The organism is Sphingomonas benefaciens (assembly GCF_052907485.1).
The window spans coordinates 406,662-430,615 of sequence record NZ_JBREIC010000003.1 but is presented as its reverse complement, the minus strand read 5'-3'; the positions used below and the strand labels follow the sequence as shown (position 1 = coordinate 430,615).

Sequence of the window (23,954 nt, the reverse complement as noted above, 5' to 3'; positions counted from 1 at the left end):
AAAGCTGAGATCTGATCGGGTGGGTGATGTCGATCCGTTGGATACGCACCTGCTACGAGTGCGCGGCGACGTCGGGCATGCCGCACGGCCGGTCTTCGTCCACTATGCCGACGACATACCAGCCCATTCCGACAAAGGCGGTCGCCGTCGTCAGCCCCAGCTCGCGTGAGGCGCCTACGAGCAGGGTGGTGTCGGGTTCAGAGCCGCCATGTCCAGCCATGTCCATGTCACTTTACCGTTAGTGGCCGCACAATTGCGCGTAGGCCTCTGCGAAATCGGCCCCGCCATCGTCGATCGCGCCTAGCTTCGCCGTCTTCACGTAAGTGAAGCGTCGGAACGGCTGGTCCGACCCGGTCCGCGCCTGACCGCAAAGAACCTGCCGGGTCGGTTGCGTACCCGTCACGTCACGCAACTCTGTCCTCATTGGCAGATGAAGCGCGCTGATCACCGCAAAGTGCGCCGGCCCCTTCCAAGCGGGCGATGAAGGCGGATCGACGTGTCTGACGGAAACGGTGGCCTTTGCCATAGAGGAGACGACCCTGACACGATCGGATGGCGGGACAACAAGCGATGGCCTTCGGGCCCCAATTGCTGCCAACACGAACACCGCGACGCTGAGCCCAGCCAGCGCCCACCCTACGGTGAATCGATCAGCGCGGGCGGACATTGCTGAGCACGCCGAGCCATGCGGGGGATGCATGGGCAAGCTCGCCATCGGCGCCAAACGCCGCCGGGCCGTCGCCTGCGCCTTGCAGCTTCCACATGAACCAGGCGGTGGGATAGCCGAGCAGTGGATAGACGCCGATGTTGCACGAACCCGGAATTCCACCAGTCGCGCAATCGGGGTTACCCTCGATCTCGGTGTGAGCGCCGAGCGCGATCATCCCCATCACCTTGTCCACCGCATCCGAGGTCGGTGTATAATAGCCAAGGTTGGTCGGCAGGCTGGAAATGACGTCGGCATCGCCGCCGATGTAGAAGATCGAACCGCGCGTCACCTGCGGCAAAGCGCCGAGGTCGATCGTGCAATTGGCCACCACGCAGACGGCGCGTAGCGGCGTTTCAATAGGCACATAGGTCTTGAACAGGGTGTCGTTGCGCGAAAACAATAACGTCGCGGTCGCGGCCCCCTGCGAATGGCCAGCAAGCCCGATATTGTCGGCGTCGACCTTACCGTAGAAGACGCTCCGGGGATCGCGCGACAGGCCGAGCAGATAGTTCGCCGCGTCGGTCACCGTATCGCCCTGTCCCGTCCAGCCATCCCGCGAGCGGATGACGATGAACCCCCAACTCGCGAGGTGTCGCAGGAAATAGCCGTTCTTGTCGGCGGGCACGGTGTCGGCGGTGCCGTTGGCAAAGACGATCACCGGATGGCGGAAGCCGCTCGCCATGCGCTTCAGCGGATTGGTGCCGAGCTCTGCGGGATACCAGATGTCGCAGACATTGCCCTCGTGGTCGCAGGCGCCGTTCGACACGATGGTCGCCGTCGCCCACGGACCATACGCGGCATATCGCCGCTCGATCGGCCCGTTCGGCTGGTACGTCGCCGCCGTGACCGGCTGCGAAAGGATTATCGCACTCAACGCACCTATCAGCGACCAACGCATCGTCCCGTCTCCTCGTCAGGGGGTATCCTCTCGGCGGCCTCTGCGGGCCGTTCTTATCGTTTGGTGAGCCAGCCGTGCGCACCGAGCCAGCCGAGCAGCGCCTCGCTCCAGCCAGTGCTGGTCGTGCCCGGCTTGCCGTCGAAGCCGAAGCCGTGGCCGCCATGTTCGTAGACGTGCAGTTCGACCGGACGGCCGGCGCGTCGCCAGCTGTCGGGCAGACCGTAGCCCTGCTTGCCGAACAGCTCGTCGTCGCTCGCGACCGCGACAAACAGCGGCGGTGCAGTCGGGGCGACAATGCTCGGCGCCATGGACGGATAGATGGCGGCGATCAGGTCCGGCGTCGTCCCTGGGGCGGCGGCCTTCACCAGATTGACGCCCATGATCGCGCCGGCGGAAAAGCCGACATAGGCGACGCGGTCGGGATTGACTCCCCAGCGCGCGGCCTGGGTGCGGACCAGCCGCATAGCCGCCTGTGCGTCGGCAAGCGCCGGCGCGGGCGCGGGGATGTCGGCGCCACCCTTCGCCCCCGCGATCGCGGCGGCGGCGAAGCGGGCGAGCGCGGCCTGCTTGAAGGCCTCCATCGGCGTGGGCGTCGGATCGAGCCGGTATTTCAGGACGAAGGCCGCGATGCCATGGTCGGCGAACCAGCGGGCAGGCTTCATCGCCTCCGCCTCCATCGATTCCATCACGAAGCCGCCGCCGGGCGCGATGACGACCGCGGCGCCGGTCGCTTTCCCCTTCGCGGGCAGCACGGGGAGCAGCGTCGCGGTCGACACGTTGCGCACCGTCGGACGGCCGGCGAGCGTGAACCAGCTTTCCGTTGGCATGCCCGGCACGCCGCCGGTTCCGAGCGGGATCGCATCGGGCTGCACCGGCGTCGCCATCGGTTCGACCGGGATGGTCTGCGCCCCAAGCGGCAGCGGCAAGGCCAGCGCGAGCAGTGCGGTGAGAATGCGAAGACCTGCCATCGAATGACCCTTTTCTGATGCCCCAAATACCGTGCTGCTCAGCGCCACTCGCGCGCCGGCAGACGGACGGTGACGACCGGCCCCAGATCGGTCGCGGACCGGCCGAGCGCGAAGCCGTAGGTGCCTGCCGGCATCGTCCAGCGACCACCCTTGCTGTCAGCGAGCACGCGCGGCTCGATGGCCAGCGCGGCGGTCGCGGTCGCGCCAGGTTGTAACGTCACCTTGGCGAAGCCGGCGAGTCGGAGCGTGCGCCCGGCCGGCGTCGAGACGAGGTAAAGCTGCGCGACATCGCTGCCGGCGCGCGTACCCGTGTTGCGGATCGTGACGGTGGCACTGGGCGACGCGCCGCCCCGTATCTGCAACGCGCGATGGTCGAACGTCGTATAGCTCAGCCCGAATCCGAACGGGAACAGCGGGCTTGCCCCGTTGCGCGCGAACCAGCGATAGCCGACGTCGGCGCCCTCGACATCATAGTCGATCGGATAGGTCTTGCCCTCGGCGACGCCGGCGGCGAAATCACGATCGATCATCCCGGCATATGGCAACGCCGGCCGAGGCAGCTGGTCGAGCGAGGCGGGGAATGTCACCGGCAAACGGCCGGACGGGTCGACGTCACCGAACAGCGTTGCGGCAATCGCATCGCCACCACGCGCGCCGCCATACCACGCCTCCAGCACCGCACCCGTGCGATCGAGCCAGGGCATCAGCACGGGCCCGCCGGTTTCGAGCACCACGATCGTCTTGGGATTGGCCTCGGCGACCGCAGCGACGGTCGCATCCTGACCGCCGGGCAGCGAGAGGTTGGGCACGTCCGCGCCTTCACTCATCCATTGCGTCGCGAAGACGATGGCGACGTCTGCCCGGCGCGCCGCCGCGGCCGCTTCCGCCGGATAGCGGCCATCGACGAACGTCACCTTCGCCTTGGGTGCGAGGGCACGGATCGCGGCGAGCGGCGCGGTGCCGTGGTATGTCTGGTTGTTGTATTTGGCGAGCGGCCCTTCGCCGCCCATCGGCAACGATACCGCCGGTCCCCCTTCGGGCTGGACCTGCGTCGAACCACCCCCCGACAGCACGCCCGAATCGGCATAGCCGCCGATCACCACGATCGATCGCACGTCCTTCGACAGCGGCAGCAGCGCGTTTTGATTGCGCAGCAGTACGATGCCTTCGTCCTCGACCGCGCGAGCGACGGCCGCGTTTGCGGCGAAGTCGATCGGCCCCTTCACTGGCAGATGCGCATCCAGCCCGACCGCATAAATCGACTGTAGGATGCGCCGGTTCATGTCGGCGACGCGTGCGGCATAGGCGTTGTCGCGCGCCGCTGCCTCTGCCAGCGGCGCACCGAAATACACCTGTTTGTCGATCTGCGCGCCCGATTGCTGGTCGAGTCCGGCCAGCGCGAAGTCCGTGGCGCCGACCGCACCCCAGTCCGACATGACGAACCCGGGGTAGCGCCAATCCCGCTTCAGCACGCGGTTGAGCAGATAGTCGCTGCCGCACGCCGGCGCGCCGTTGACGCGGTTGTAGGCGCACATCACTGCGCCCGGCTTGCCGCGCTCGATCGCCAGTTCGAAGGCGAGCAGGTCGCTCATCCGAAATGCGTCGTCCGAAATACGCCCGTCAACCGCATGCCGGCCGGTCTCCTGCGCATTAAGCGCAAAATGCTTCACCGTCGACATTACGTGCTGCGATTGCGCACCGTCGATCGCTGCCCCGCCCAGAACGCCCGAATGCAGCGGATCCTCACCGAAATATTCGAAGGTGCGCCCGTTACGCGGATCGCGCATCAGGTTGATGCCGCCGCCGAGCAGCACGTTGAAGCCCTTTGCCCGCGCCTCGCTCGCGATCATCGCACCGCCCCGCCGGATCAGGTCCGGGTTCCAGGTCGACCCCATGGCGGTTGCCGACGGAAGCGCCGTCGCGCCGTCCTTGCGCAGGCCGGCGATGTAGGACACGCCCAAGCTTGCATCGGTTTCGATCAACGCCGGGACGTCGAGCCGCGGGATGCCGGTGACATAGCCTGCGCCGAGTACCGCCTCGGGCGGGATCACGACATTGGGGATCAGCGGAATGGCCCACAGGCCGTGGGTCAACGTCGTCCGCTCGTCTGGCCGCATGCGACGCTCGGTATCGGCGGCGCGTCGCTCCGCGGCCTTCGCGTCGGATGACGGTGCCCGCGTCTGCGCCACGCCCTGTCCTGCCGCCGTACAGAGCAGCAGCGCGGTCACCGTGGCGCATCTGTGGCGGAACGTCATCATACCCCTCTCCCATCACGCAAACTTACATACGCGCTTGACAGTATGTTTTGAGCAGACGATGCTTGATGTCAAGCGGCGCGGACCGCGAATTGGGTGAGGATTAGACGATGCGCGGATTGACACTGCTGATAGGTTCGAGTGCGCTGGCATGGGCCGGCAGCGCGCAGGCACAAACTGCGCCGGTGGCCGATGCCCAGGCATCGTCGCCGCAGGCCGACGCAACCACAGCCGAGGGTGACATCATCGTCACCGCGCAGCGCCGCTCGGAAAATCTGCGCGACGTGCCGATCGCGATCACCGTGGTCAACGGCCAGTCGCTCCGCGAAACCGGCGCGAACCAGCTCGCCGACATCACGCAGCGCGCGCCCAGCCTCAATTTCACCGCGACGCCCGGGGTGCCCAATTTCGCGATCCGCGGCGTGGGCACCAATTCCTTCGACTACGGCATCGAGTCGGCGGTCGGCATTGCGGTCGACGACGTCAACATCACCCTGCCCCGCTACGTGCCCTTGAACTCGCTTGCCGACGTCGAGCGCGTCGAGGTGCTTCGCGGTCCGCAGGGGCTGCTGTTCGGCAAGAACACGACGGCCGGCCTCATCTCGATCACTACGGCGCGGCCCGAGCTCGGCGTCTATTCGACCAGCGGCCGCGTCCAGGCCGGCAGTCGCGATCAGGTGCAGTCGCAAGCGGTCGTCAACCTGCCGATCGGCGACACAGCCGCGCTGCGCGTCGTCGGCGGCTACCAATATCAGAAGCCATCGACGCAGCTGGTCGGCCCGGGCCGGCTCGATCCGGTGCGGCGCTGGTTCGGCACGGGCAAACTGCTGTGGAAGCCGACCGACCGGCTGACGCTGTATGCGATCGTCGACAACCAGAATAACAGCGGTATCGAAGCCTATTCGACGATCCGCAAATTCGGCGGCAACGACCCGACGCCGATCCCCGCTGCCTTCCGCCCGCTGGCGCCTGCCAATTTCGTGTTCGCTCAGAATACCGCGCTCGGCGTCGTCGCCTCCCCCACCAACAACAAGACCGCGATCGGCAGCACCGACGTGGTGCGCGACGAAAAGAGCTTCGGCGCGCAGCTGTCGGTGAACTACGACGCGGGGCCCGTCGCGATCACGTCGGTCACGGCCTATCGCAATCTGAAGGCGCGTGCGAACAACGACGTCGACCAGACGCCGGTGCCCTTCTTCGACACCAACATCGCTAATTCTCAATCGTATCAGCTGTCGGAGGAGTTGCGCATCGCCAACGCGGAGCCCGGCGCCGTCGACTATACAGCGGGCCTGTACTTCTTCCGCCAGCACATCGACGCGCAGATTCTGCAGGATGGCACCTTCGGCGTCTTCCCTGCGAGCTTCCCGGTGCGCCTGTCGCCGGTCAACGGCCAGTCGAACTTCAATTACACGACCAAAAGCTATGCCGGCTTTGCGCAGCTGACGTTCAACCTGACGTCGCAGCTCCGCCTGATCGCCGGTGGTCGCTATACCCACGACGAGATCGACTCGACCACCACCGTCACCACGGTGCCGGGGGTCTGCAACCTCGTCACCTTCCTGCTGAGCGGTGGCCAGCGCTGCGTCGGGGCGCTCGCCGCGCCGATCACAGCCGCTCGCAACGCCGACGGTTTTTCGGGCCGTGCCGGCATCGAATATGCGCTGGCGCCAACTGCCAACCTGTATGCGACCTATACGCGTGGGTACAAAGGCCCCGCGGTCAGCTCCGCGGCGGGCGTCGCGTTCAACGTCAATCCGGAAAAGGTGGACGCTTACGAAGTCGGCGCCAAGTTCGATCTGCTCGACCGCAAGCTCAGCCTGAACGTCGCAGGCTTCATCAACAACTTCCGCGACTTCCAGGCGCAGGTCTTCGACCCTTCGCTCAACGGTGGCCTCGGCTCGTTCCGCACCGGCAACGCCAGCGAACTCAAGACGCGCGGTGTCGAGGCGGAGGCGATCGTGCGGCCGGCGCGCGGGGTCACGCTCAACGGCGGCGTCACCTATCTCGACGCCAAATACGGCAACTACAACGTCGCGTGCTTCGCCGGGCAGACCGCGGCTCAGGGCTGCACGCTCGCCGGGCCCAGCTTCAACGCTGCGGGAACGCCGCTGGTCGGGGCGTCGAAATGGACGACCAGCCTCGCCGCCAACCTCGACCAGCCGATCGGCGGCGACCTCAAGGTCTTCGTGACCGCCGACTGGCGTTACCGCAGCCGCTTCTATTACGCGATCAACGACCCCAATACGATCCAGCCGGGCTATTCGGTGGTGAACGGCACGATCGGGATCGGCGACATCGGCGATCACGCCCGCTTCAGCGTGTTCGTCCGCAACCTGTTCGACAAGCGTTACGCTGCCACCATCTATCCCGGCAATTTCTCAGTCGGCCAATATGTCCAGACGCTGCCCGACAATGCCTTCCGCCGCATTGGCGGGGCGTTCGAATGGCGCTTCTGATGGATGGGGCCTTGTCTCGCGCAGCGGGACGCGCTCATGCTCGCGCCACGTCGAGGGAGTGAGGATGAACGGGGCAAAGGTGCAGCGGCGGACGCAGGAGCAGCGGACGGCCGACACGCGCGCGGCATTGTTCGAGGCGGCGGTCCGCGCGATCAGCCGGCTCGGCTACACCCGCGCCAGCAACGCGGTCATCGCCGACGAGGCGGGAGTGAGCCGTGGTGCGATCACGCATCATTTCGCATCGCGCGCTGCCTTCATTGCCGAGGTCGTGCGATGGGTCTTCGATGAAGAGGTGCTCGCCTACCGCGAATTGCAGCGTGAGCGGCAGATCGGATCGCGCGTTTCGGATTGGCCGCGCATCTCCTGGGAGGTACTCTCGCGCCCCTCGGGGATTGCGGTGCTCGAGATATTCGTCGCCTCACGCAGCGAACCCGAGCTCGCCGCGCTCATCAAGCCGGTGCAGGCGGCGATCGAGGAACTCGCCGCCAAGGCGTTCCGCGAACGGCTGGGCACGGATGTCGCGGACAATTCGGCGATCCGCCTGGTGGTCTGGGCGATGCGCGGCATGTCGCTGGGCCGCGAATTCATCGACGATCCCGATGCAATGCTGGAGTCGGTTGATTTACTCGCTTCGCTGCTGGACCGCGCAGCCCCGAACGGCAAGATCGAGGAATTGCTGTCCCCTCCCGGGCTATCAAGGACAAGATAGAACAGTTCGGTACGAGTTCAGCCGTCCTTCCCTCACCTCGGTGACCCAGAAGCGGACGCGCGGCACCTCGTTTGCTCATCCAAAAACCGGACGTTCGTTCATCCGACAGCGCCCCTCACTACCTTCATCGACGCCAGTCGGCTGGAAACACCCGCTGCGCCAAAATCACCGTAACTTCCTGTGCGACCGAATCGGACGAGCTACCCAGCATCACCTTGTACGTACCTCCTTCGATCCGCCACTGGCGCGCCTGCTCGTCGAAGGTCGCAAACAGCCGTGGGTCGATCGTGACGGTTGCGCTTCGCGCTTGTCCCGGTGCCAGGCTCAGCGTTGCGAAATTGCCGAGGCGCTTGGGCGCTTCCCAACCTGTACCGGCTACATAGATCTGCGCCACGGCGGTGCCGGCGACCTTGCCGGTATTGCGTACCGTGAAGGTCGCACGGACGGCCCCTCCCTCGGCACTAGCCCGCAACGCCCCATAGTCGAACCGGGTGTACGTCAGGCCGTGGCCGAAGGCAAATGCAGGGCGCTGCCGTTGCTTGTCGAGCCATTTGTAGCCGACCGCCGCGCCCTCGGCATAGGTGAACGTGTCCTTGGCCGGCAGGCCGGGGCGCGGCAACTGCGCAGCAGTGTCCGGGAAACTGATCGGGAGATGCCCCGACGGATTGACGCGGCCGAACAGGACGTTGCCGATCGCCTCGCCGCCCGCGGTGCCGGGATACCAGGCGGCGAGCACGCCGGCGACCTTGTCCCGCCACGGTGTCAGGACTGCGCCGCCCGTCTCCAGCACCACGACGGTGCGCCGGTTCGCGCCCGCCACAGCGTCGATCAGCGCGTCCTGGTTGTCCGGCAGCGCGAGCGGCACGTCGAATGATTCGCCCGTCCATTGCGTCGCAAAGACGATCGCGACGTCCGCGGTCCGCGCCGCCGCCGCCGCGGCCGCCGGATCGCTGCCGTCGACGAAGGTAACCGTGACACCCAGCGCCTGGCGCCGGATCGCCTCCAACGGCGAGGATGGGTAGTACATGACCGGCCCCGGCCAGAACGCGGGCTTGAGTCCTGGTACGGCATTGCCGCCCTTCGGATAGACGAGCGACGAGCCGCCGCCCGCCAGCACGCCCTTGTCGGCATGGCCGCCGATGACGACGATCGAGCGGGTCTTTGCCGACAGCGGCAGGATCGCGTCCTCGTTGCGCAGCAAGACCATGCTGCCCTCCGCCGCCTGACGGGTGACGACGGCATGCCGGGCAAGCATCGCATCCGGCAGGTCCATCGGCGCGGCCGTCACCGGGTAGTCGAACACGCCGTGGACGATCATCGCGCGCAGGATGCGCCCCGCCATCGTGTCGAGTTGCGCCTCGCTCACCGCGCCCGACTGCAGCGCCGCGTCGAGATTGGCGCCGAAATACGACTCCTTGTCGAACGGATAGCCAGATTGCTGGTCGAGCCCCGCCTCGATCGCCGGCTTGGTCGAATGCGTCGCGCCCCAGTCGGACATGACATAGCCCGGCCAGTGCCAGTCGCGGCGCAGCACGTCGGTCAGCAGCCACGGGCTCTCGCACGAAAACGGCCCGTTGACGCGGTTGTAGGCGCACATCACCGATCCCGGCGCGCCCCGCTCGATTGCGAACTCGAACGCCAGCAGGTCCGACATGCGCGCCTGCGCCGGGTCGATCACCGCATTGCCGGTGTTGCGATCGGTTTCCTGGTCGTTGATCGCGAAATGCTTGACGGTCGAGATGATGTGGTTCGACTGCACGCCCGCGATCTGCGCACCGACCATCGTGCCGGCGAGGAATGGATCCTCGCCGCCATATTCGAAATTGCGGCCGTTCCCTGCCTCGCGCGCCAAGTTGACGCCGCCCGCGAGCAGCACATTGAAGCCCGACGCCCGCGCCTCCGCCCCGATCATCGCGCCGCCGCGCTCGGCGAGCGCCGGGTTCCACGAGGCGGCGATCGCGAGGTTGGAGGGCAGCGCGGTCCGTTCGCGCTTGCGCGGTGCGCCGCCCTGGCTCGCGACGCCGATGCCGGCATCCGCCTGCCATTGCGCCGGAATACCCAGCCGGGGAATGCCGGGGACATAGCCCGCCGACCCGATGCGCGCGCCTGCCGGCGCCTTGAAACCTTTCGGCGGAAAGTCGGTGGCGAAGAACCCGTGCACCAGCTGCCGCTTCTCGGCGCGCGTCATCTGCGCGAGCAGCAGCGCGACACGGCGATCCGCGGGCAGGCTGGCGTTCATCCACGGACCCGACTGAGACGCCGTCGCGGCACCCGCCTGCGGTGCGGCGGGCTGCGCCGCTGCCATCCCCCCTGTCGACGCCAGCAGCGCCAGCGTGGCCGACGCCGCCAGCCTTGCCGATGCCGAACGTCGTACCGGCGCGATGGCAAATCCCGTCATGGTTCCGTCTCCCTGTCGCCCGCGCCTCCCGGGCCGGCCCAAGGGGGGGGGCCGCGACGCGGATCGTATCGGACGATTAGACTACGACACCGCTCGGCGCGTCCAATCCAAAACATCAATCGACCGATCGGTTCGACGCATCGATGCGCCGGCGACCATTCATTCACTTTACTGATCGGTCGATCGGCAAATTCTATTTTTTCGTTTCGTGTCCGTGCGGCACATCCGATGCCGTCAGCCTGTCCATCGACCGACGCACAGGCCGACCGACGAAGACGAGGGCGATCAACGCCATCGCGCGTGGGGAGGATTTTGTCGTGATATCCCAGATGCATATGATCCGCCGTGGTGCCAGCCTGATCGCTCTGGCGATCGCTGCGCATGCCTCCGTCGCTGCCGCGCAGCAGACGCCGCCCGCCACAGACGCACTCGCCCAGCCCTCGCAGGCGACAACCGACGAACCCGTCGCCCCGCCGCCGCCGACCGCCGCGGACCGCGCCGATGCGCTGCCGGGCGCTCAGACCACCAGCGCCGAACAGGCGGGCAATAATACAGCCGGCAGCGATGCGGACGCCAACAAGGACATCGTCGTCACCGGCACCAACATTTCGGGCGTCAAGCCGGTCGGCTCACAGACGCTGGCGATCGACCGGTCGCAGGTGCTGGCCACCGGCTACACCAACGTCAACGACGTGCTGCAGACGCTGCCGCAGGTGCAGAACAACCCCAATTCGGGCGGCTCCGGTCCTGTCTACCGTCAGGGCGGCACGTCGGGCTACGGCGGCAATTCGACGCAGGGCAATGCGATCAACTTGCGCGGCCTCGGTACCTCGGCGACGCTGACGCTGGTCGACGGCCGCCGCGTCGTGCCGAGCGGCGCGGCGAGCACCTTTACCGAATCGATCCAGATCCCCGTCGCCGCGCTGGAACGGATCGAGGTGGTCAGCGACGGCAATTCGGCGATCTACGGCTCCGACGCGATCTCGGGCGTGATCAACTACGTGCTGCGCAAGCGCTTCGACGGGCTGGAGGTAACGGGTCGCGACACGTTCGACCGCTATCACAACGTTTGGGGCGCCTCGGTCACCGCCGGCAAAAGCTGGGGCACGGGCAACATCATCGTCACCTACGACCATGAGGATCGCGAGGCGTTCGTCAACGGTCGCTCGAAATTCTTGCGCCGAGACCTCACTCCGCTCGGCGGCGTCGATTCCCGCGCCAACAATGCGACGCTCGGCGTGTCGACGCCGACGCTGGTCACCGGCGGCAATGGCGTGCCCTACAGCTATTACACGATCCCGACCAACGCCGGGCCGGGCACGACCTTCGCGCAGCTGACGCCCGGTGCCAATCTGGTCGACCAGTCCTATTACACCGATTTCCTCGGCCGCCAGAAGCGCGATCAGGCCGCGGTGTTTTTCAACCAGGACCTCGCACCGTCGGTTTCGGTCTATCTGGAAAGCTTCTACACAAAGCGCGACACGTCGAGCCGCAGCTACGGCAATTCGCGCGTCGGCAACAACATTCTCGTCTGCCAGGGCAGCCCCTATTACATCGCCGGCGCGCCAGCCTCCGCCTCGGCGGCCAATGCCGATTGCGGCGGCGCCCTGGCACAGACGATCGCGGTCAACCCGATCAACTTCTTCAACGGCCCCTCGGTCACCAAGAATCCGACCGAGACGATCAGCGTCACCGGCGGCATTACCGGCACGCTGCCCAACCGCTGGAACGTCGACAGCTATTTCACCTATGCGCACGATTCGACCTGCGGCATCTGCAACTTCGGCAACAATGCGAACGGTGCAGCGCTGGCGGCACAGATCTCCGCAGGGCGGATCAACCCCTTCTCGAATACGCCGCTCACCGATGCGCAATATGCGACCTTCATCGGCACCAATACGCAATTCTCGTTCAACACGTTCATCGACAGCGTCGTGAAGATCAACGGCCCGCTGTTCAGCCTGCCCGGCGGCGAAGTGCGCACCGCCTTCGGCGGCGAGCTCGCCTACAATCGCCAGCACCTGCGCAACGGCAGCAACAATGCGTTCGAGGCGGACCGCACCAACAACACCTTCGCGATCACCAACGACAGCACCACGCATCGCAGCACCGCCAGCGCCTTCGCCGAACTGTTCGTGCCGATCATCGGCGCGGGCATGAACGTGCCTTTGGTGCAGGAACTGAACGTCGACGCGGCCGTGCGCTACGACAATTATTCCGATTTCGGCAGCACGACCAATCCGAAGATCGGCGCGACCTGGACCGTGAACGACTTCTTGTCGATTCGCGGATCGTGGGGCACGTCGTTCCGCGCGCCCGCGCTGACCGACACAAATCCGCAGAATTATTCGTCGGCGGTGATCGGCCTGCCCTTCGCCAACAATTCCGGGCGCACCGACATCGCCTTGCTGTATCCCGGGTTCAGCAGCACCTACATCCTGCTCGGTGCCAATCGCGACCTCAGGCCCGAAACGGCGACGACCTGGTCGGCTGGCTTCGACGTCAAGCCGGCGGGGTCGGGCTTCCGCTTCTCGGCGACCTATTACAATACGCGCTATGCGAACCAGATCGTCGGTCAGAACGTCGGGCTGTTCCTGTCGAGCCCCGCCAATGCTGCGCTCTACAATCAGTATATCACGCCGGTCCGCAACCCCGCGACCTGCGTCAACAACAATCCCGCGACCTACGACCCCAAGCTCGCCGCCTTCATCGCCGCCAATCCTGCGCTCTACAACACGCCGATCCTCAGCGCCTGCACCGTGGGCGTCATCCTCGACGCGCGCAGCGCCAATGCCGCGACGACCTTCCAGGACGGGCTCGACTTCCAGACCTCGTATCGGTTCACCACGTCCTTCGGCGAGTGGAATGTCGGTGCCAGCCTGACGAAGATCCTCAACCAGACGCTGCAACAGGTCGAGGGCGGCGCGACGGTCGACGTGCTCGACACCTATTACTACCCGGTCAGCCTGCGCGGGCGCGGTTCGCTAGGCTGGACGCTGGGCGGGTTCGGTCTGAACGCCTTCTTCAACTATACCGGCTCCTACACCAACACGATCCCGATCACCGGCCGTCCGCAGACCAAGGTGCCGTCGTGGAAAACGGTCGACCTCGGCCTCACCTATTCGATCCCGCGGTCGAGCGGCGTGCTCGGCGGCGTCCGGCTAAGCGCCAATATCCAGAACCTGACCAACGAGGATCCGCCGCTTGTGCTGACGCAGGCGGGCAGCAATTATGGCGCCTTCGATCCCTCCAACGCCAACATCTTCGGGCGCATCGTCACGATACAGCTGACCAAGGCCTTCTGATCCGGTTCCTTTCGGGCCGGCGTCCGGCCCCCTCTTCCTCTTGGAGTTCTATGCGATGACGCCCTTCCGACTGCTCCTCCTCGCCGCCACCGCCGCCAGCGTCACGCTTCCCGCAGTCCTGCCGGCCCAGCAGGCATCCCCCATCGTCAGGACGGATCGTGGCCAGGTCCGCGGCAGCGTGGAGGATGGTGTCGCCAGCTGGAAGGGCATTCCATTCGCCAAGCCGCCGGTCGGTCCCCTACGCTGGCGGGCGCCGCAGCCGGCCGACGCATGGTCCGGCGTGCGCCAGGCGACCGCCTATTCGCACGACTGCATGCAGGTGCCCTTCCCCAGTGATGCCGCGCCGCTCGGCACCACCCCGGCGGAAGACTGTCTGTACGCCAACGTCTGGAAGCCGGCGAACGCGAGCGGAAAGCTGCCGATCATCGTCTGGATCTACGGCGGCGGCTTCGTGAACGGTGGCGCCTCGCCGCCGACCTATTCCGGCGCAAATCTCGCCAAGCAGGGCGTGATGTTCGTCAGCTTCAACTATCGCCTGGGTCGCTTCGGCACCTTCGCATTGCCCGAGCTGTCGAAGGCGAACGCCGACAACGGCATGCTCGGCAATTACGGCGTGATGGATCAGATCGCGGCGCTCAAGTGGGTGCAGCGCAATGCCGCAGCGTTCGGCGGCGACCCGTCGAACGTCACCATCATCGGTGAAAGCGCCGGTGGCATGTCCGTCCACATGCTCAACACCTCGCCGCTCGCGCGCGGATTGTTCAGCAAGGCGTTCGTGATGTCGGGCGGCAACGGCCAGTCGGACAAGAAGACGCTGTCCGACGTCGAAAAGATCGGGTCGGACTTCGCCCGGTCGAAGAACATCGACCCCAACAGTCCCGGCGCGCTCGCCAAGCTGCGCGCGCTCAGTGCAGAAGACGTCACCGACGGCCTCAGCATGATGCAGATGTTCCGGCCCAAGCCCGGCCCCGTCACCAACACCGGCCCATTCGTCGACGGCAAGATCGTCGTCGACCTCGGCCAGGCCTATACCAGCGGCAATTTCGCCAAGGTGCCGATGATCATCGGCGCGACCAGCGCCGATATGGGTGGCAAGTCGGGCTTCATGATCGCCGGTGCGCGCGATGCCTCCGCGGCAGTGGCCGACAAGGGCGTGCCGGTGTGGGAATACCGCTTCTCCTATGTAGCGGATTCGGTCGGGCAGCCGGGCGCGCAGCACGCAACCGACATTCCGTTCTTCTTCGACACCGCCGCGATCAAATACGGCGACAAGACCACGGCCAAGGACATCGCCGTCGGAAAGACGATCAGCCGCTACGTCACCAACTTCGCCAAGGCGAGCAATCCCAACGGCGCCGATCTGCCCGACTGGCCGCGCTACACGCGCGTGAACGACGTTCTGATGGACTTCACGGCCGATGGCAAAGCCGTGGCGGAACGCGATCCCTGGGGTGCCGACATCGAGACGGGCAAGACCCGAATGGCACAGGCGCTGGCGTCCGGCCATTATACGACGCTGACGACGCCGCTCGGCAAACTGCTCGACGATCCCGCCGCCAAGGCGGTGCTCGAACGCCAGATCCCCGACGTCCTCGCCAGCCCGCAGCTCGGCATGGCACGCGGCGTGACGCTGGAGGCGCTGCAGGCCTATCTGCCTTCGCTGACCGACAGCAAGCTCCGCGCGATCGACGCCGACCTCGCGAAAGTGTCCGTCACCAACAAATGAGGATCGCTCTCTTCCTACCCGCCCGCGACGCCGCCCGGCTGTCGCGGGCGCCGGTGCACGGCCAGAAAGCATCGCGCGCGGCGCCATTGACGCCGCGCCGCCGAGCCGGCACCTGACCGCGATGCGCCGCGCGCCCAGCCTGTCGAGCCTGCGCCTGTTCATGCAGGTCGCCTACAATCGCAGCTTCAGCGAAACGGGACGGCTGACCAACATCTCGCAACCTGCGCTCAGCCGCACGATCCGCCTGCTCGAGGAACAACTGGGCACGCGCCTCTTCGATCGGGACTCGCGCAACGTCCGCCTGACCAGCGCGGGCGAAGCCTTGTTGCCGATCGTCGAGCGGCTGACGCAGGATTTCGATCACGCCTTCTCCGAACTCGCGCAGAATTTCGCCGGTGAACGCGGCCGCGTCGTCATCGGCGCGCTGCCGTCCGTGGCGGCGGGGGCGCTGCCGCGCGTCATCGCCAGCTTCCAGCGCACGCACCCGCAGGTCGAGATCATCGTGCGCGATTCGCTGTCGGGGACGCTGTATCAGCAGATGCAGGAACGCCAGGTCGACCTGGCCGTCACCACGCCGCCCGCTTCGGTCGATTTCCACTTCGCGCCGCTGTTCGATGACCGGCTGGAGATGATCGTGCCGACCGGCAGCGCGCTCGACGTGCCCGAGCCTGCGACCTGGACGATGTTCCGCGACCATCCCTTCATCGCGATGGCGCCGCGCAGCAGCGTGCGCGAACTGACCGACGCGGCGATGAGCAAGGCCGATGTCGCGGTGCGCCCGTTGTACGAATGCACGCAGCTCGCCACCGTCGGCGCGATGATCGAGGCCGGGCTTGGCATCACCGCTCTGCCGCGATCGACGATGGGGATGCTGCATGGCGGTGCGATCACGGCGCGGCCACTGCAGGCGCCGGTGATCGAACGGATGATCGGCATCGCGCACCCACTCCACCGCACGCTCGCGCCCGCGGTGGAGGCGTTCCGACGGCATTTCCTGGAGCAGGTCGCCCCTTGAGCCATGCGGCGGGCAGTCACGACCTCCGCCATACAAAAGCCTGATCGATCGATCAGAAAATTATAATTGCTGGATAGCATCGCCGCCGTCATCTTGTGCCTAAGCCGGCATCGACCGGGTGTTCCCGGGGGAGGATCATGCTCGCATTCGTCGGCGCGTTAACGATCCTGTCGCTGCTCGCGCTCATCCTGTCGAACCGCGTCTCGCCGCTCGCCGCGCTGATCCTGGTGCCGATCGTCGCGGCGGTGGTCGTCGGTCAGGTCGCGCCGATGCCGGGCTATATTACCGCCGGCGTCGCGAAGATCGCGCCGGTGACGGGCATGTTCGTCTTCGCGATCCTGTTCTTCGGGATCATGACCGATGCCGGGCTTCTCGCGCCGCTCGTCGGCCTGGTGCTGCGCCTCGTCGGCGAACGGCCGAGCCGCATCACGATCGGCACCGCATTGCTAGCGCTGCTCATCCACCTCGATGGATCGGGTGCGGTCTGCTTCCTGATCACCATCCCCGCCTTGCGCCCGCTTTATGACCGATTGGGCATGGATCGGCGCGTCCTTGCCTGCACCGCGTCGATGGCGGCCGGCGTCAACTTCCTCCCCTGGACCGGACCGACGTTGCGCGCCGCCGCCGCGCTCAAGGTGCCGGTCTCGACGCTGTTCACGCCGATGATTGCGGTGCAGGCAATTGGCCTCGCCTTCGTCTTCGCCGCCGCCTGGTGGCTCGGCCGCCGCGAGGAACGCCGCCTCGCCGTGGGCCTCGTCCCCACCGGGGCGGTAGTCGGCACCGCACACGTAGAGGCGGAAACTGAGGCGCATGACGCCGCGCTGCGCCGCCCGCGCCTGCTGTGGCTCAACGCCGCGCTGACACTGGTCGTCGTCGGCACGATGATCGCCGGCATCGCCGAGCCCGTGGTGATCTTCATGCTCGGCACCGCGCTCGCGCTGATCGTCAATTATCCCGATGCCGCCGAACAGCGCCGCCGCATCGACGCACACGCGCGTGCGGCGCTGATGATGGCGGGCATCCTGCTCGCCGCGGGCGCCTTCACCGGCATCATGACGGGATCGGGGATGCTCGGCGCGATCGCCACCACCACCGCATCGCACATTCCGGCAAGCCTCGGCGCGCATCTGCCGGTGATCGTCGGCGTCGCGTCGATGCCGCTCAGCCTGCTGTTCGACCCCGATTCCTTCTACTTCGGGGTGCTGCCCGTGCTCGCCCATGTCTCGGACGCGTTCGGCACGCCTGACGTCGCAGTCGCCCGGGCCGCGCTGCTCGGCCAGATGACGACCGGCTTCCCGGTCAGCCCGCTCACCCCTGCGACTTTCCTCGTCGCGGGGCTGAGCGGCGTCGACCTCGGTGCGCACCAGCGCTTTTCCATTCCCTGGCTATTAGCCGCGAGCCTGGTGATGGTCGCCGCGGCGCTGCTGCTTGGAGCGATTCCCCTGTGAGCGTCCCCGCCCCCTTCCCCCAGCGCGTCCGCATCGGCGCCGGCGCCGGCTTTGCCGGAGACCGGATCGAACCCGCAATCGAACTCGTCGAGAAGGGCGAGCTCGACTATCTGGTCTTCGAATGCCTGGCCGAACGTACCATCGCGCTGGCGCAAGGCGCGCGGCGGGTCGATCCCGACGCCGGTTTCGACCCGCTGCTGATCGACCGCATGCGCCGCGTCCTGCCCGCGGCGATCGCCCGCGGCGTGCGGATCGTCACCAACGCGGGCGCCGCCAACCCGCTTGGCGCGGCGCAGGCGGTGAGCGCGGTGGTGCGCGAGCTAGGGCTCGGCCCCGTCCGGATCGCAGCGGTCACCGGCGACGACGTGCTCGACGTCATCACCGCCGGCGACTTTCCGCTGATCGACCATCCCGGCAGCAGCCGCGACCTCAGCACGATCATCTCGGCCAACGCCTATCTCGGTGCCGCGCCGATCGTCGAGGCGCTGGCGGGCGGCGCGCAGATCGTCATCACCGGCCGCGTCGGCGACCCTGCGCTGTTCACCGGCCCGCTCGCGCACGCCTTCGGCTGGTCGTTCGACGATGCCGAGCGGCAGGGCCGCGGCACGCTGATCGGTCATCTGCTCGAATGCGCAGGCCAGCTGACCGGCGGCTATTTCGCCGATGGCGCGCGCAAGCAGGTGCCCGGACTCGCCCGTCTCGGCTTTCCGATCGCGGAAGTCACTGCCGACGGCAGCGCGATCCTGACCAAGGTTGCAGGCTCCGGCGGGCAGCTGACGATCGCCAATTGCAAGGAGCAACTGCTCTACGAAATTCTCGATCCCGCCGCCTACCACCAGGCCGATGTGATCGCCGACTTCACCACCGTCCGCTTCGACGAACGCGGCCCCGATCGCATCGCGGTGTCGGGCGGCTCGGGGCGCACCGCTTCGGGATCGCTGAAGGTGTCGATCGGCTATGACGACGGTTTCATCGGCGAAGCGCAGATCTCTTATGCGGGTCCTGGTGCCGCCGACCGTGCGGCACTCGCGGGCGAGATCGTGCGGGAGCGGCTGGCGCTGATCGGCGCGCCCGTCGACGAATTGCGCATCGACCTGATCGGCATGGATGCAGTCGATCGCACGCAAGTGGTCGGTACCCCGCGAGAGGTCCGCCTGCGCGTCGCCGCCCGGACGCGCAGCGAACAGGCCGCCGATCGCATCGGCAGCGAAGTCGAGGCGCTCTACACCAACGGCCCGTTCGGCGGCGGCGGCGCGGTGCGCAGCACCCGCGCGGTCGTCGCGGTGGCGTCGACACTGATCCCCGCAACCCTCGTCCACCCCCGCGTCACGATCATGGAGGCCTAGATGCTGCTCGGCGACGTTGCGCACCTGCGTACCGGCGACAAGGGGGAAACCTCTCAAATCTCGGTCATCGCCTATGACCCCGCGGATTTCGCGCTGATCGCCCGCACGGTCACCACGAAGCGCGTCGCGGCGCATCTGGCGCACCTGCCGATCCGCACCGCGACGCGGTACGAGCTGCCTGCACTGGGTGCGCTCAATTTCGTGCTGGAGGGCGCGTTGGCCGGCGGCGTCACCCGCTCGCTGGCGCTCGACGCGCACGGCAAGACACTGGGCGCGCAGCTGCTCGACCTGCCGCTGGAGGATGCGGCGTGAGCCGCCGGGCACGCCTCGCCACCGCGCTGCTGCTCGCGGACACCGTCATGCCCGCTGAGGCGCGACTGACGCGGCTCCACGTCACCACACGCGAGGACGTGGCACCGGTGCGGCCCGGAGCGCCTGCCTATCGCATCCTGCGCGGCACCTATCAGGGTGAACTCGACCCCGCCGATCCGCACAATCGCATCATCAGCGACCTTGCCGCCGCGCCGCGGCTGGCGAACGGTCGTGTCGCTTACTCCGCGACATTCGCGATCGCGCTGCCCGCCGATCCCGCGAAGGCGAGCGGCTTACTGTGGTACGACGTGCCCAACCGCGGCAACGGCACGGTCGCCGCGGATGCCGGCGGCGACATCCGCGTCGTCAGCGGCTGGCAGGGGGACATCGCACCGCAAATTGGCGTGCAGACGCTCACCGTCCCAATCGCGCGCGGTAGGGTCGCGCCAGTGCTGCAGCGCTTTACCGACGTCGGTTCGGGCACGGCCAGCGTCGCGATCACCGGCGGCATCGTCCGTCCGACACCCCGGCCGCTGCCCGTCTCGCTCGATACGCGGCGCGGACAGCTGTTCACCCAGACGAGCGATACCGCACCCCGCACCGCGATCCGGCCGACCGACTGGGCCTTCGCCGATTGCCGCCGAATTCCCTTCCCCGGCCGGCCCGACCCGACGCAGCTGTGCGTGCGCGGCGGCTTCAAGCCCGACCGCGCCTACACGCTCGTCTACCAGGGCCGCGATCCCAAAGTGCTCGGCATCGGTTTCGCCGCGGTCCGCGACCTCAACGCCTTTCTGCGCAGTGCGCGGCAGGATGAGGGCGGCACGCCCAATCCGGTCGCCGGCCAGGTGCGCTGGCCTATCATTACCGGCACGTCGCAATCGGGCAATTTCGTCCGCAGCTTCATCGCTTTGGGCTTTAACGCGGGCGAGGACGGCCGGCGCGTCTTCGACGGCGCCAATCCCAATATCGCCGCGCGTCAAGTGCCGCTCAACATCCGCTTCGGCGTGCCGGGCGGGGCCGCCGGCCTGTACGAGCCGGGAAGCGAGGGCGCCTTGTGGTGGTCGCGCTACGACGACCGGGTGCGGGGCCGCGGGACCGCCAGCCTGCTCGACCGCTGCCACGCCGACACCACCTGCCCCAGGATCGTCGAGACGTTCGGCGCCGCCGAGTTCTGGGGCCTGCGCATGTCGCCCAACCTCGTCGGCACCGACGCGCGCCGCGACCTGCCGCTGCCGCCAGAGGTGCGCCGCTATTACTTTCCCGGTGTCACCCACGGCGGCTCCTATCGGGGCGGCTTCCCGGTTGGCGGAGAGACTGCCCCCACCGCGGCCCCGCGCTGCACGCTCGCCTGGAACCCCAACCCGTCCGCCGACACGCGCCGGGCAGTGCTCGTGGCGCTTGCCGCCTGGGTAAGCGCCGGCACCTCGCCGCCGCCAAGCCGCTATCCGACGATCGCGCATGGCGACCTCGTCGCACCGACCGCGGCCGCAATGGGCTGGCCGGCGATCCCGCACGCACCCGCGCCCGACGGCAAGCTCAACCCGTTCCTCGACTACGACTTCGGCCCCGGCTTCGACTATACCGAACTGTCGGGCGTGCTCGGCCGCCAGCCGCCGACGATCCGCCGGACCATCCCCTCGCGCGTCCCCCGCGTCGATGCTGATGGTAACGAGGTGGCGGGCGTTCCTTCGGTCCAGCATCTCGTACCGCTCGGCACCTACACCGGCTGGAATGTCCTGACGCAGGGCTATGGTGCGGGCGGCGGGTGCGGGTTCATCGGCGGCTTCATCCCGTTCGCGCGTACCGAAGCGGAGCGCCACGCCGCCGGCGACCCGCGTCCGTCGCTCGAGGCGCGCTACCGCGACCATGACGGCTTCGTCGCCCGTGTCCGCGCCGTCGCCGCCGAGCAGGTCCAACAGCGCTGGCTGCTGGCCGAGGACGCCGCCCGCATCGTCGACCTGGCCGAGCGTAGCGATGTGCTGCGCTGATCCATCCCATCTTGGCCGCCCCGCGCCGCGCCAAATGCCGTCTTCAGGAGACCGTCATGACCCTTCGCCCGCTTTCGCTCTGTTCAGCCCTGGCGCTTGCCCTCGCCGCCTCTGCCGCTGGTGCGCAACAGACGCCACCGCCCGCTGGGGACGCCGCCGCCCGCGCCCAAGCGACGCTCGCCAAGATGAAGGCTGAGGACAAGACGGTGCTGACCCACGGCATCATGCCGCTGCCCTTTGGCCCCAACCCGCAGCCGCTGCCGCCCGAGGCGATCCCCGGTGCCGGCTATGTCGCAGGTCTGCCGCAGTTGGGCGTGCCTTCGCTGCGTGAGACCGATGCCAGCCTAGGCGTCGCCTGGATCGGCGGCATCCGCAAGGATGGCGCGACCGCGCTGCCATCGGGCCTGTCGATGGCCTCGACCTGGAACCCGGATCTTATCGAACAGGGCGGCCGGATGATCGGCGGCGAGGCCCGCGCGAAGGGCTTCAACGTCCTGCTCGCCGGCGGCGCGAACCTGATGCGCGACCCCCGCAACGGCCGCAATTTCGAATATCTCGGCGAAGACCCGCTGCTCGCCGGCACGCTGGCAGGCCATGCCATCCGCGGCATCCAGTCCAACCACATCATTTCGACCATCAAGCATTTCGCGCTCAACGGGCAGGAGACCGCGCGCAAGTTCGTGAATTCGAAGATCGGCGAGGCCGCCGCGCGCGAAAGCGACTTGCTCGCGTTCCGGATCGGGATGGAGATCGGCAACCCCGGCTCGGTCATGTGCGCCTATAACAAGGTCAACGGCGAACAGGCGTGCGCCAACGACTGGCTGCTCAATCGCGTGCTGAAGCAGGACTGGGGCTATCGCGGCTTCGTGATGTCGGATTGGGGCGCAGTGCCCGGTCTCGACGCCGCGCTGAAGGGGCTGGATCAGCAATCGGGTGCGCAGCTCGACCCGGCGGTTTTCTTCTCCAAGCGCCTCGCCGACGCCGCGCGTGGCGACCGTCGCTACGCCAGCCGCATCGACGATATGAACCGTCGCGTGCTGTGGGCGATCTACGACAACCAGCTCGACCGCGATCCCGCCAAGCCGGGGGGCACCATCGACTTCGCCGCGAATGCGGCGGTCGCGGAGGAGGTTGCGCGCCAGGGCATCGTCCTGCTGCGCAACGAACGCGGCGCGCTGCCGCTCGCGGCCTCGGCAAAGCGGATCGCGGTGATCGGCGGCTATGCCGATACCGGCGTGCTGTCGGGCGCCGGCTCCAGCCAAGTGCAGGACGCCAAGGGCCCGGCCGTCTCCATTCCGCTGGGCGGCACCAGCCCCTTCGCCGCCTTCCTCGCCCAGGCATACCAGCGCTCCGTCCCGCTCGATGCGATCAAGGCACTGGCGCCCACGGCCGACGTCCACTTCCGTGACGGCCGCTACATCGCCGATGCGGTCAATCAGGCGCGCCGCGCCGATGTCGTCATCGTCTTTGCAACGCAATGGTCGACCGAAGGGCTCGACCAGCCCGATCTGTCGCTGCCCAACGGCCAGGATGCGCTGATCGAGGCGTTGACGCGCGCCAACCCCAACACGATCGTCGTGCTGCAGACGGGGGGGCCGGTGCTGATGCCCTGGCTGGACCGCACTGCGGCGGTCGTCGAAGCCTGGTATCCCGGCGCGCGCGGTGGCGAGGCGATCGCATCGGTGCTGTTCGGCAAGACCAACCCCTCGGGCCATCTGCCGATCACCTTCCCCGCCGCGATCGACCAGCTGCCGCGCAAGGCGGTCGACGGCTTCGACGAGCTCGAGCCCGATTTCGCTGGCAACCCGCCGCACGGTACCATGACGCTGACCGCCGACTATGACGTGGAGGGCGCTGACCTCGGCTATCGCTGGAATGCGCGCAAGGGGCACAAGGCGCTGTTCCCGTTCGGCTATGGCCTGTCCTACACCAGCTTTGCGCAAGGCGCGCCAAGCGTCACCGGCACCACCGCGAGCTGGACGGTGCGCAACACCGGCCAGCGAGCCGGCGCCACCGTTGCGCAGCTGTACCTGACCGGGCGTGGCGGCAAGGCGGAACGGCGCCTGGTCGGCTATCGCCGCGTCGACCTGGCGCCGGGCGCGTCGCAGACCGTCACCGTGACGATCGACCCCCGCCTGCTCGCCGACTGGCAGGGCGGCGGCTGGGCGATGCCTGGTGGCCGCTACACCTTTGCAACCGGCGCGTCGGCCGAAGACATCGGCCAGACGGTCGAGGTTTCGATGCCCGCGCGCCGCTGGCACGATCCGCATCTGTTCGCATCGCGCTGATCGGCCACCGCCCATACGCAAAGCCGATAGATCGATAGAAACGTTCTATTTCCCGGATCGGCAATAATCGCGCAACACACACCCGCCGCGGAGGAGCGTCCGACTTTCCCGACGGCTTGCACGATCCGCC

At 67.4% G+C, this 23,954-nt stretch carries 16 protein-coding genes; 10 read left to right on the top strand and 6 right to left on the bottom strand.

All coding sequences use genetic code 11. The features are described 5' to 3' along the window. Positions 1-52: 52 nt before the first annotated feature. The 5 genes from ACU5AX_RS13220 to ACU5AX_RS13200 all read right to left on the bottom strand — a co-directional run bounded on the left by ACU5AX_RS13220 (position 53) and on the right by ACU5AX_RS13200 (position 4,833). Positions 53-226: a hypothetical protein gene (locus tag ACU5AX_RS13220; protein ID WP_446691302.1), complete on the bottom strand. Its 174-nt coding sequence runs from the start codon at positions 224-226 to the stop codon at positions 53-55. A gap of 12 nt (positions 227-238) precedes the next feature. Beyond that, the gene (locus ACU5AX_RS13215) at positions 239-526 is read right to left on the bottom strand and encodes a hypothetical protein (RefSeq protein WP_446691301.1); all 288 of its coding nucleotides are present in this window, start codon (positions 524-526) and stop codon (positions 239-241) included. Positions 527-650: 124 nt separating this feature from the next. Beyond that, entirely contained in the window at positions 651-1,607 is a 957-nt protein-coding gene (locus ACU5AX_RS13210; RefSeq protein WP_446691300.1) for an alpha/beta hydrolase, read from the bottom strand. A 53-nt stretch (positions 1,608-1,660) separates the two neighbouring features. Further along, complete coding sequence (locus ACU5AX_RS13205; protein WP_446691299.1) at positions 1,661-2,575, bottom strand: alpha/beta hydrolase; 915 nt, start codon at positions 2,573-2,575, stop codon at positions 1,661-1,663. 38 nt (positions 2,576-2,613) lie between these two features. Beyond that, on the bottom strand, positions 2,614-4,833 hold the full coding sequence (locus ACU5AX_RS13200) for a beta-glucosidase family protein (RefSeq protein WP_446691298.1): 2,220 nt from the start codon (positions 4,831-4,833) through the stop codon (positions 2,614-2,616). Between the two features lie 107 nt (positions 4,834-4,940). Between ACU5AX_RS13200 and ACU5AX_RS13195 the strand changes: the two genes are divergently transcribed. Together ACU5AX_RS13195 and ACU5AX_RS13190 are read left to right on the top strand one after the other, a co-directional pair. Further along, a complete protein-coding gene (locus ACU5AX_RS13195; protein WP_446691297.1) occupies positions 4,941-7,289 on the top strand; it encodes a TonB-dependent receptor in 2,349 nt (782 codons plus the stop codon). A gap of 127 nt (positions 7,290-7,416) precedes the next feature. Continuing rightward, positions 7,417-7,998 (top strand): TetR/AcrR family transcriptional regulator, encoded by a 582-nt coding sequence (locus tag ACU5AX_RS13190; RefSeq protein WP_446691296.1) that lies wholly within the window; start codon positions 7,417-7,419, stop codon positions 7,996-7,998. Positions 7,999-8,122: 124 nt separating this feature from the next. On the opposite strand, the gene ACU5AX_RS13185 is transcribed toward ACU5AX_RS13190, so the two are convergent. Then, positions 8,123-10,396: a beta-glucosidase gene (locus ACU5AX_RS13185; RefSeq protein ID WP_446691295.1), complete on the bottom strand. Its 2,274-nt coding sequence runs from the start codon at positions 10,394-10,396 to the stop codon at positions 8,123-8,125. Between the two features lie 317 nt (positions 10,397-10,713). Between ACU5AX_RS13185 and ACU5AX_RS13180 the strand changes: the two genes are divergently transcribed. The 8 genes from ACU5AX_RS13180 (at position 10,714) to ACU5AX_RS13145 (ending at position 23,824) form a co-directional block, all read left to right on the top strand. After that, complete coding sequence (locus ACU5AX_RS13180; protein ID WP_446691294.1) at positions 10,714-13,701, top strand: TonB-dependent receptor plug domain-containing protein; 2,988 nt, start codon at positions 10,714-10,716, stop codon at positions 13,699-13,701. Between the two features lie 55 nt (positions 13,702-13,756). After that, the gene (locus tag ACU5AX_RS13175) at positions 13,757-15,427 is read left to right on the top strand and encodes a carboxylesterase/lipase family protein (RefSeq protein WP_446691293.1); all 1,671 of its coding nucleotides are present in this window, start codon (positions 13,757-13,759) and stop codon (positions 15,425-15,427) included. Positions 15,428-15,548: 121 nt separating this feature from the next. Beyond that, on the top strand, positions 15,549-16,442 hold the full coding sequence (locus ACU5AX_RS13170) for a LysR family transcriptional regulator (protein ID WP_446691292.1): 894 nt from the start codon (positions 15,549-15,551) through the stop codon (positions 16,440-16,442). A 137-nt stretch (positions 16,443-16,579) separates the two neighbouring features. Further along, the gene (locus ACU5AX_RS13165; protein ID WP_446691291.1) at positions 16,580-17,890 is read left to right on the top strand and encodes a CitMHS family transporter; all 1,311 of its coding nucleotides are present in this window, start codon (positions 16,580-16,582) and stop codon (positions 17,888-17,890) included. Then, positions 17,887-19,236 carry an acyclic terpene utilization AtuA family protein gene (locus ACU5AX_RS13160; RefSeq protein WP_446691290.1) on the top strand — a complete coding sequence of 450 codons (1,350 nt, stop codon included), beginning with the start codon at positions 17,887-17,889 and terminating at the stop codon, positions 19,234-19,236. The genes ACU5AX_RS13165 and ACU5AX_RS13160 overlap by 4 nt, the downstream gene beginning before the upstream one ends. Beyond that, positions 19,237-19,548 carry an AtuA-related protein gene (locus ACU5AX_RS13155; protein WP_446691289.1) on the top strand — a complete coding sequence of 104 codons (312 nt, stop codon included), beginning with the start codon at positions 19,237-19,239 and terminating at the stop codon, positions 19,546-19,548. After that, the gene (locus ACU5AX_RS13150) at positions 19,545-21,536 is read left to right on the top strand and encodes an alpha/beta hydrolase domain-containing protein (RefSeq protein ID WP_446691288.1); all 1,992 of its coding nucleotides are present in this window, start codon (positions 19,545-19,547) and stop codon (positions 21,534-21,536) included. Before ACU5AX_RS13155 ends, ACU5AX_RS13150 begins: the two co-directional genes overlap by 4 nt. Positions 21,537-21,592: 56 nt before the next feature. Then, positions 21,593-23,824, top strand: coding sequence for a beta-glucosidase family protein (locus ACU5AX_RS13145; RefSeq protein ID WP_446691287.1), 2,232 nt, complete (start codon positions 21,593-21,595; stop codon positions 23,822-23,824). The last annotated feature ends 130 nt before the right edge of the window (positions 23,825-23,954 follow it).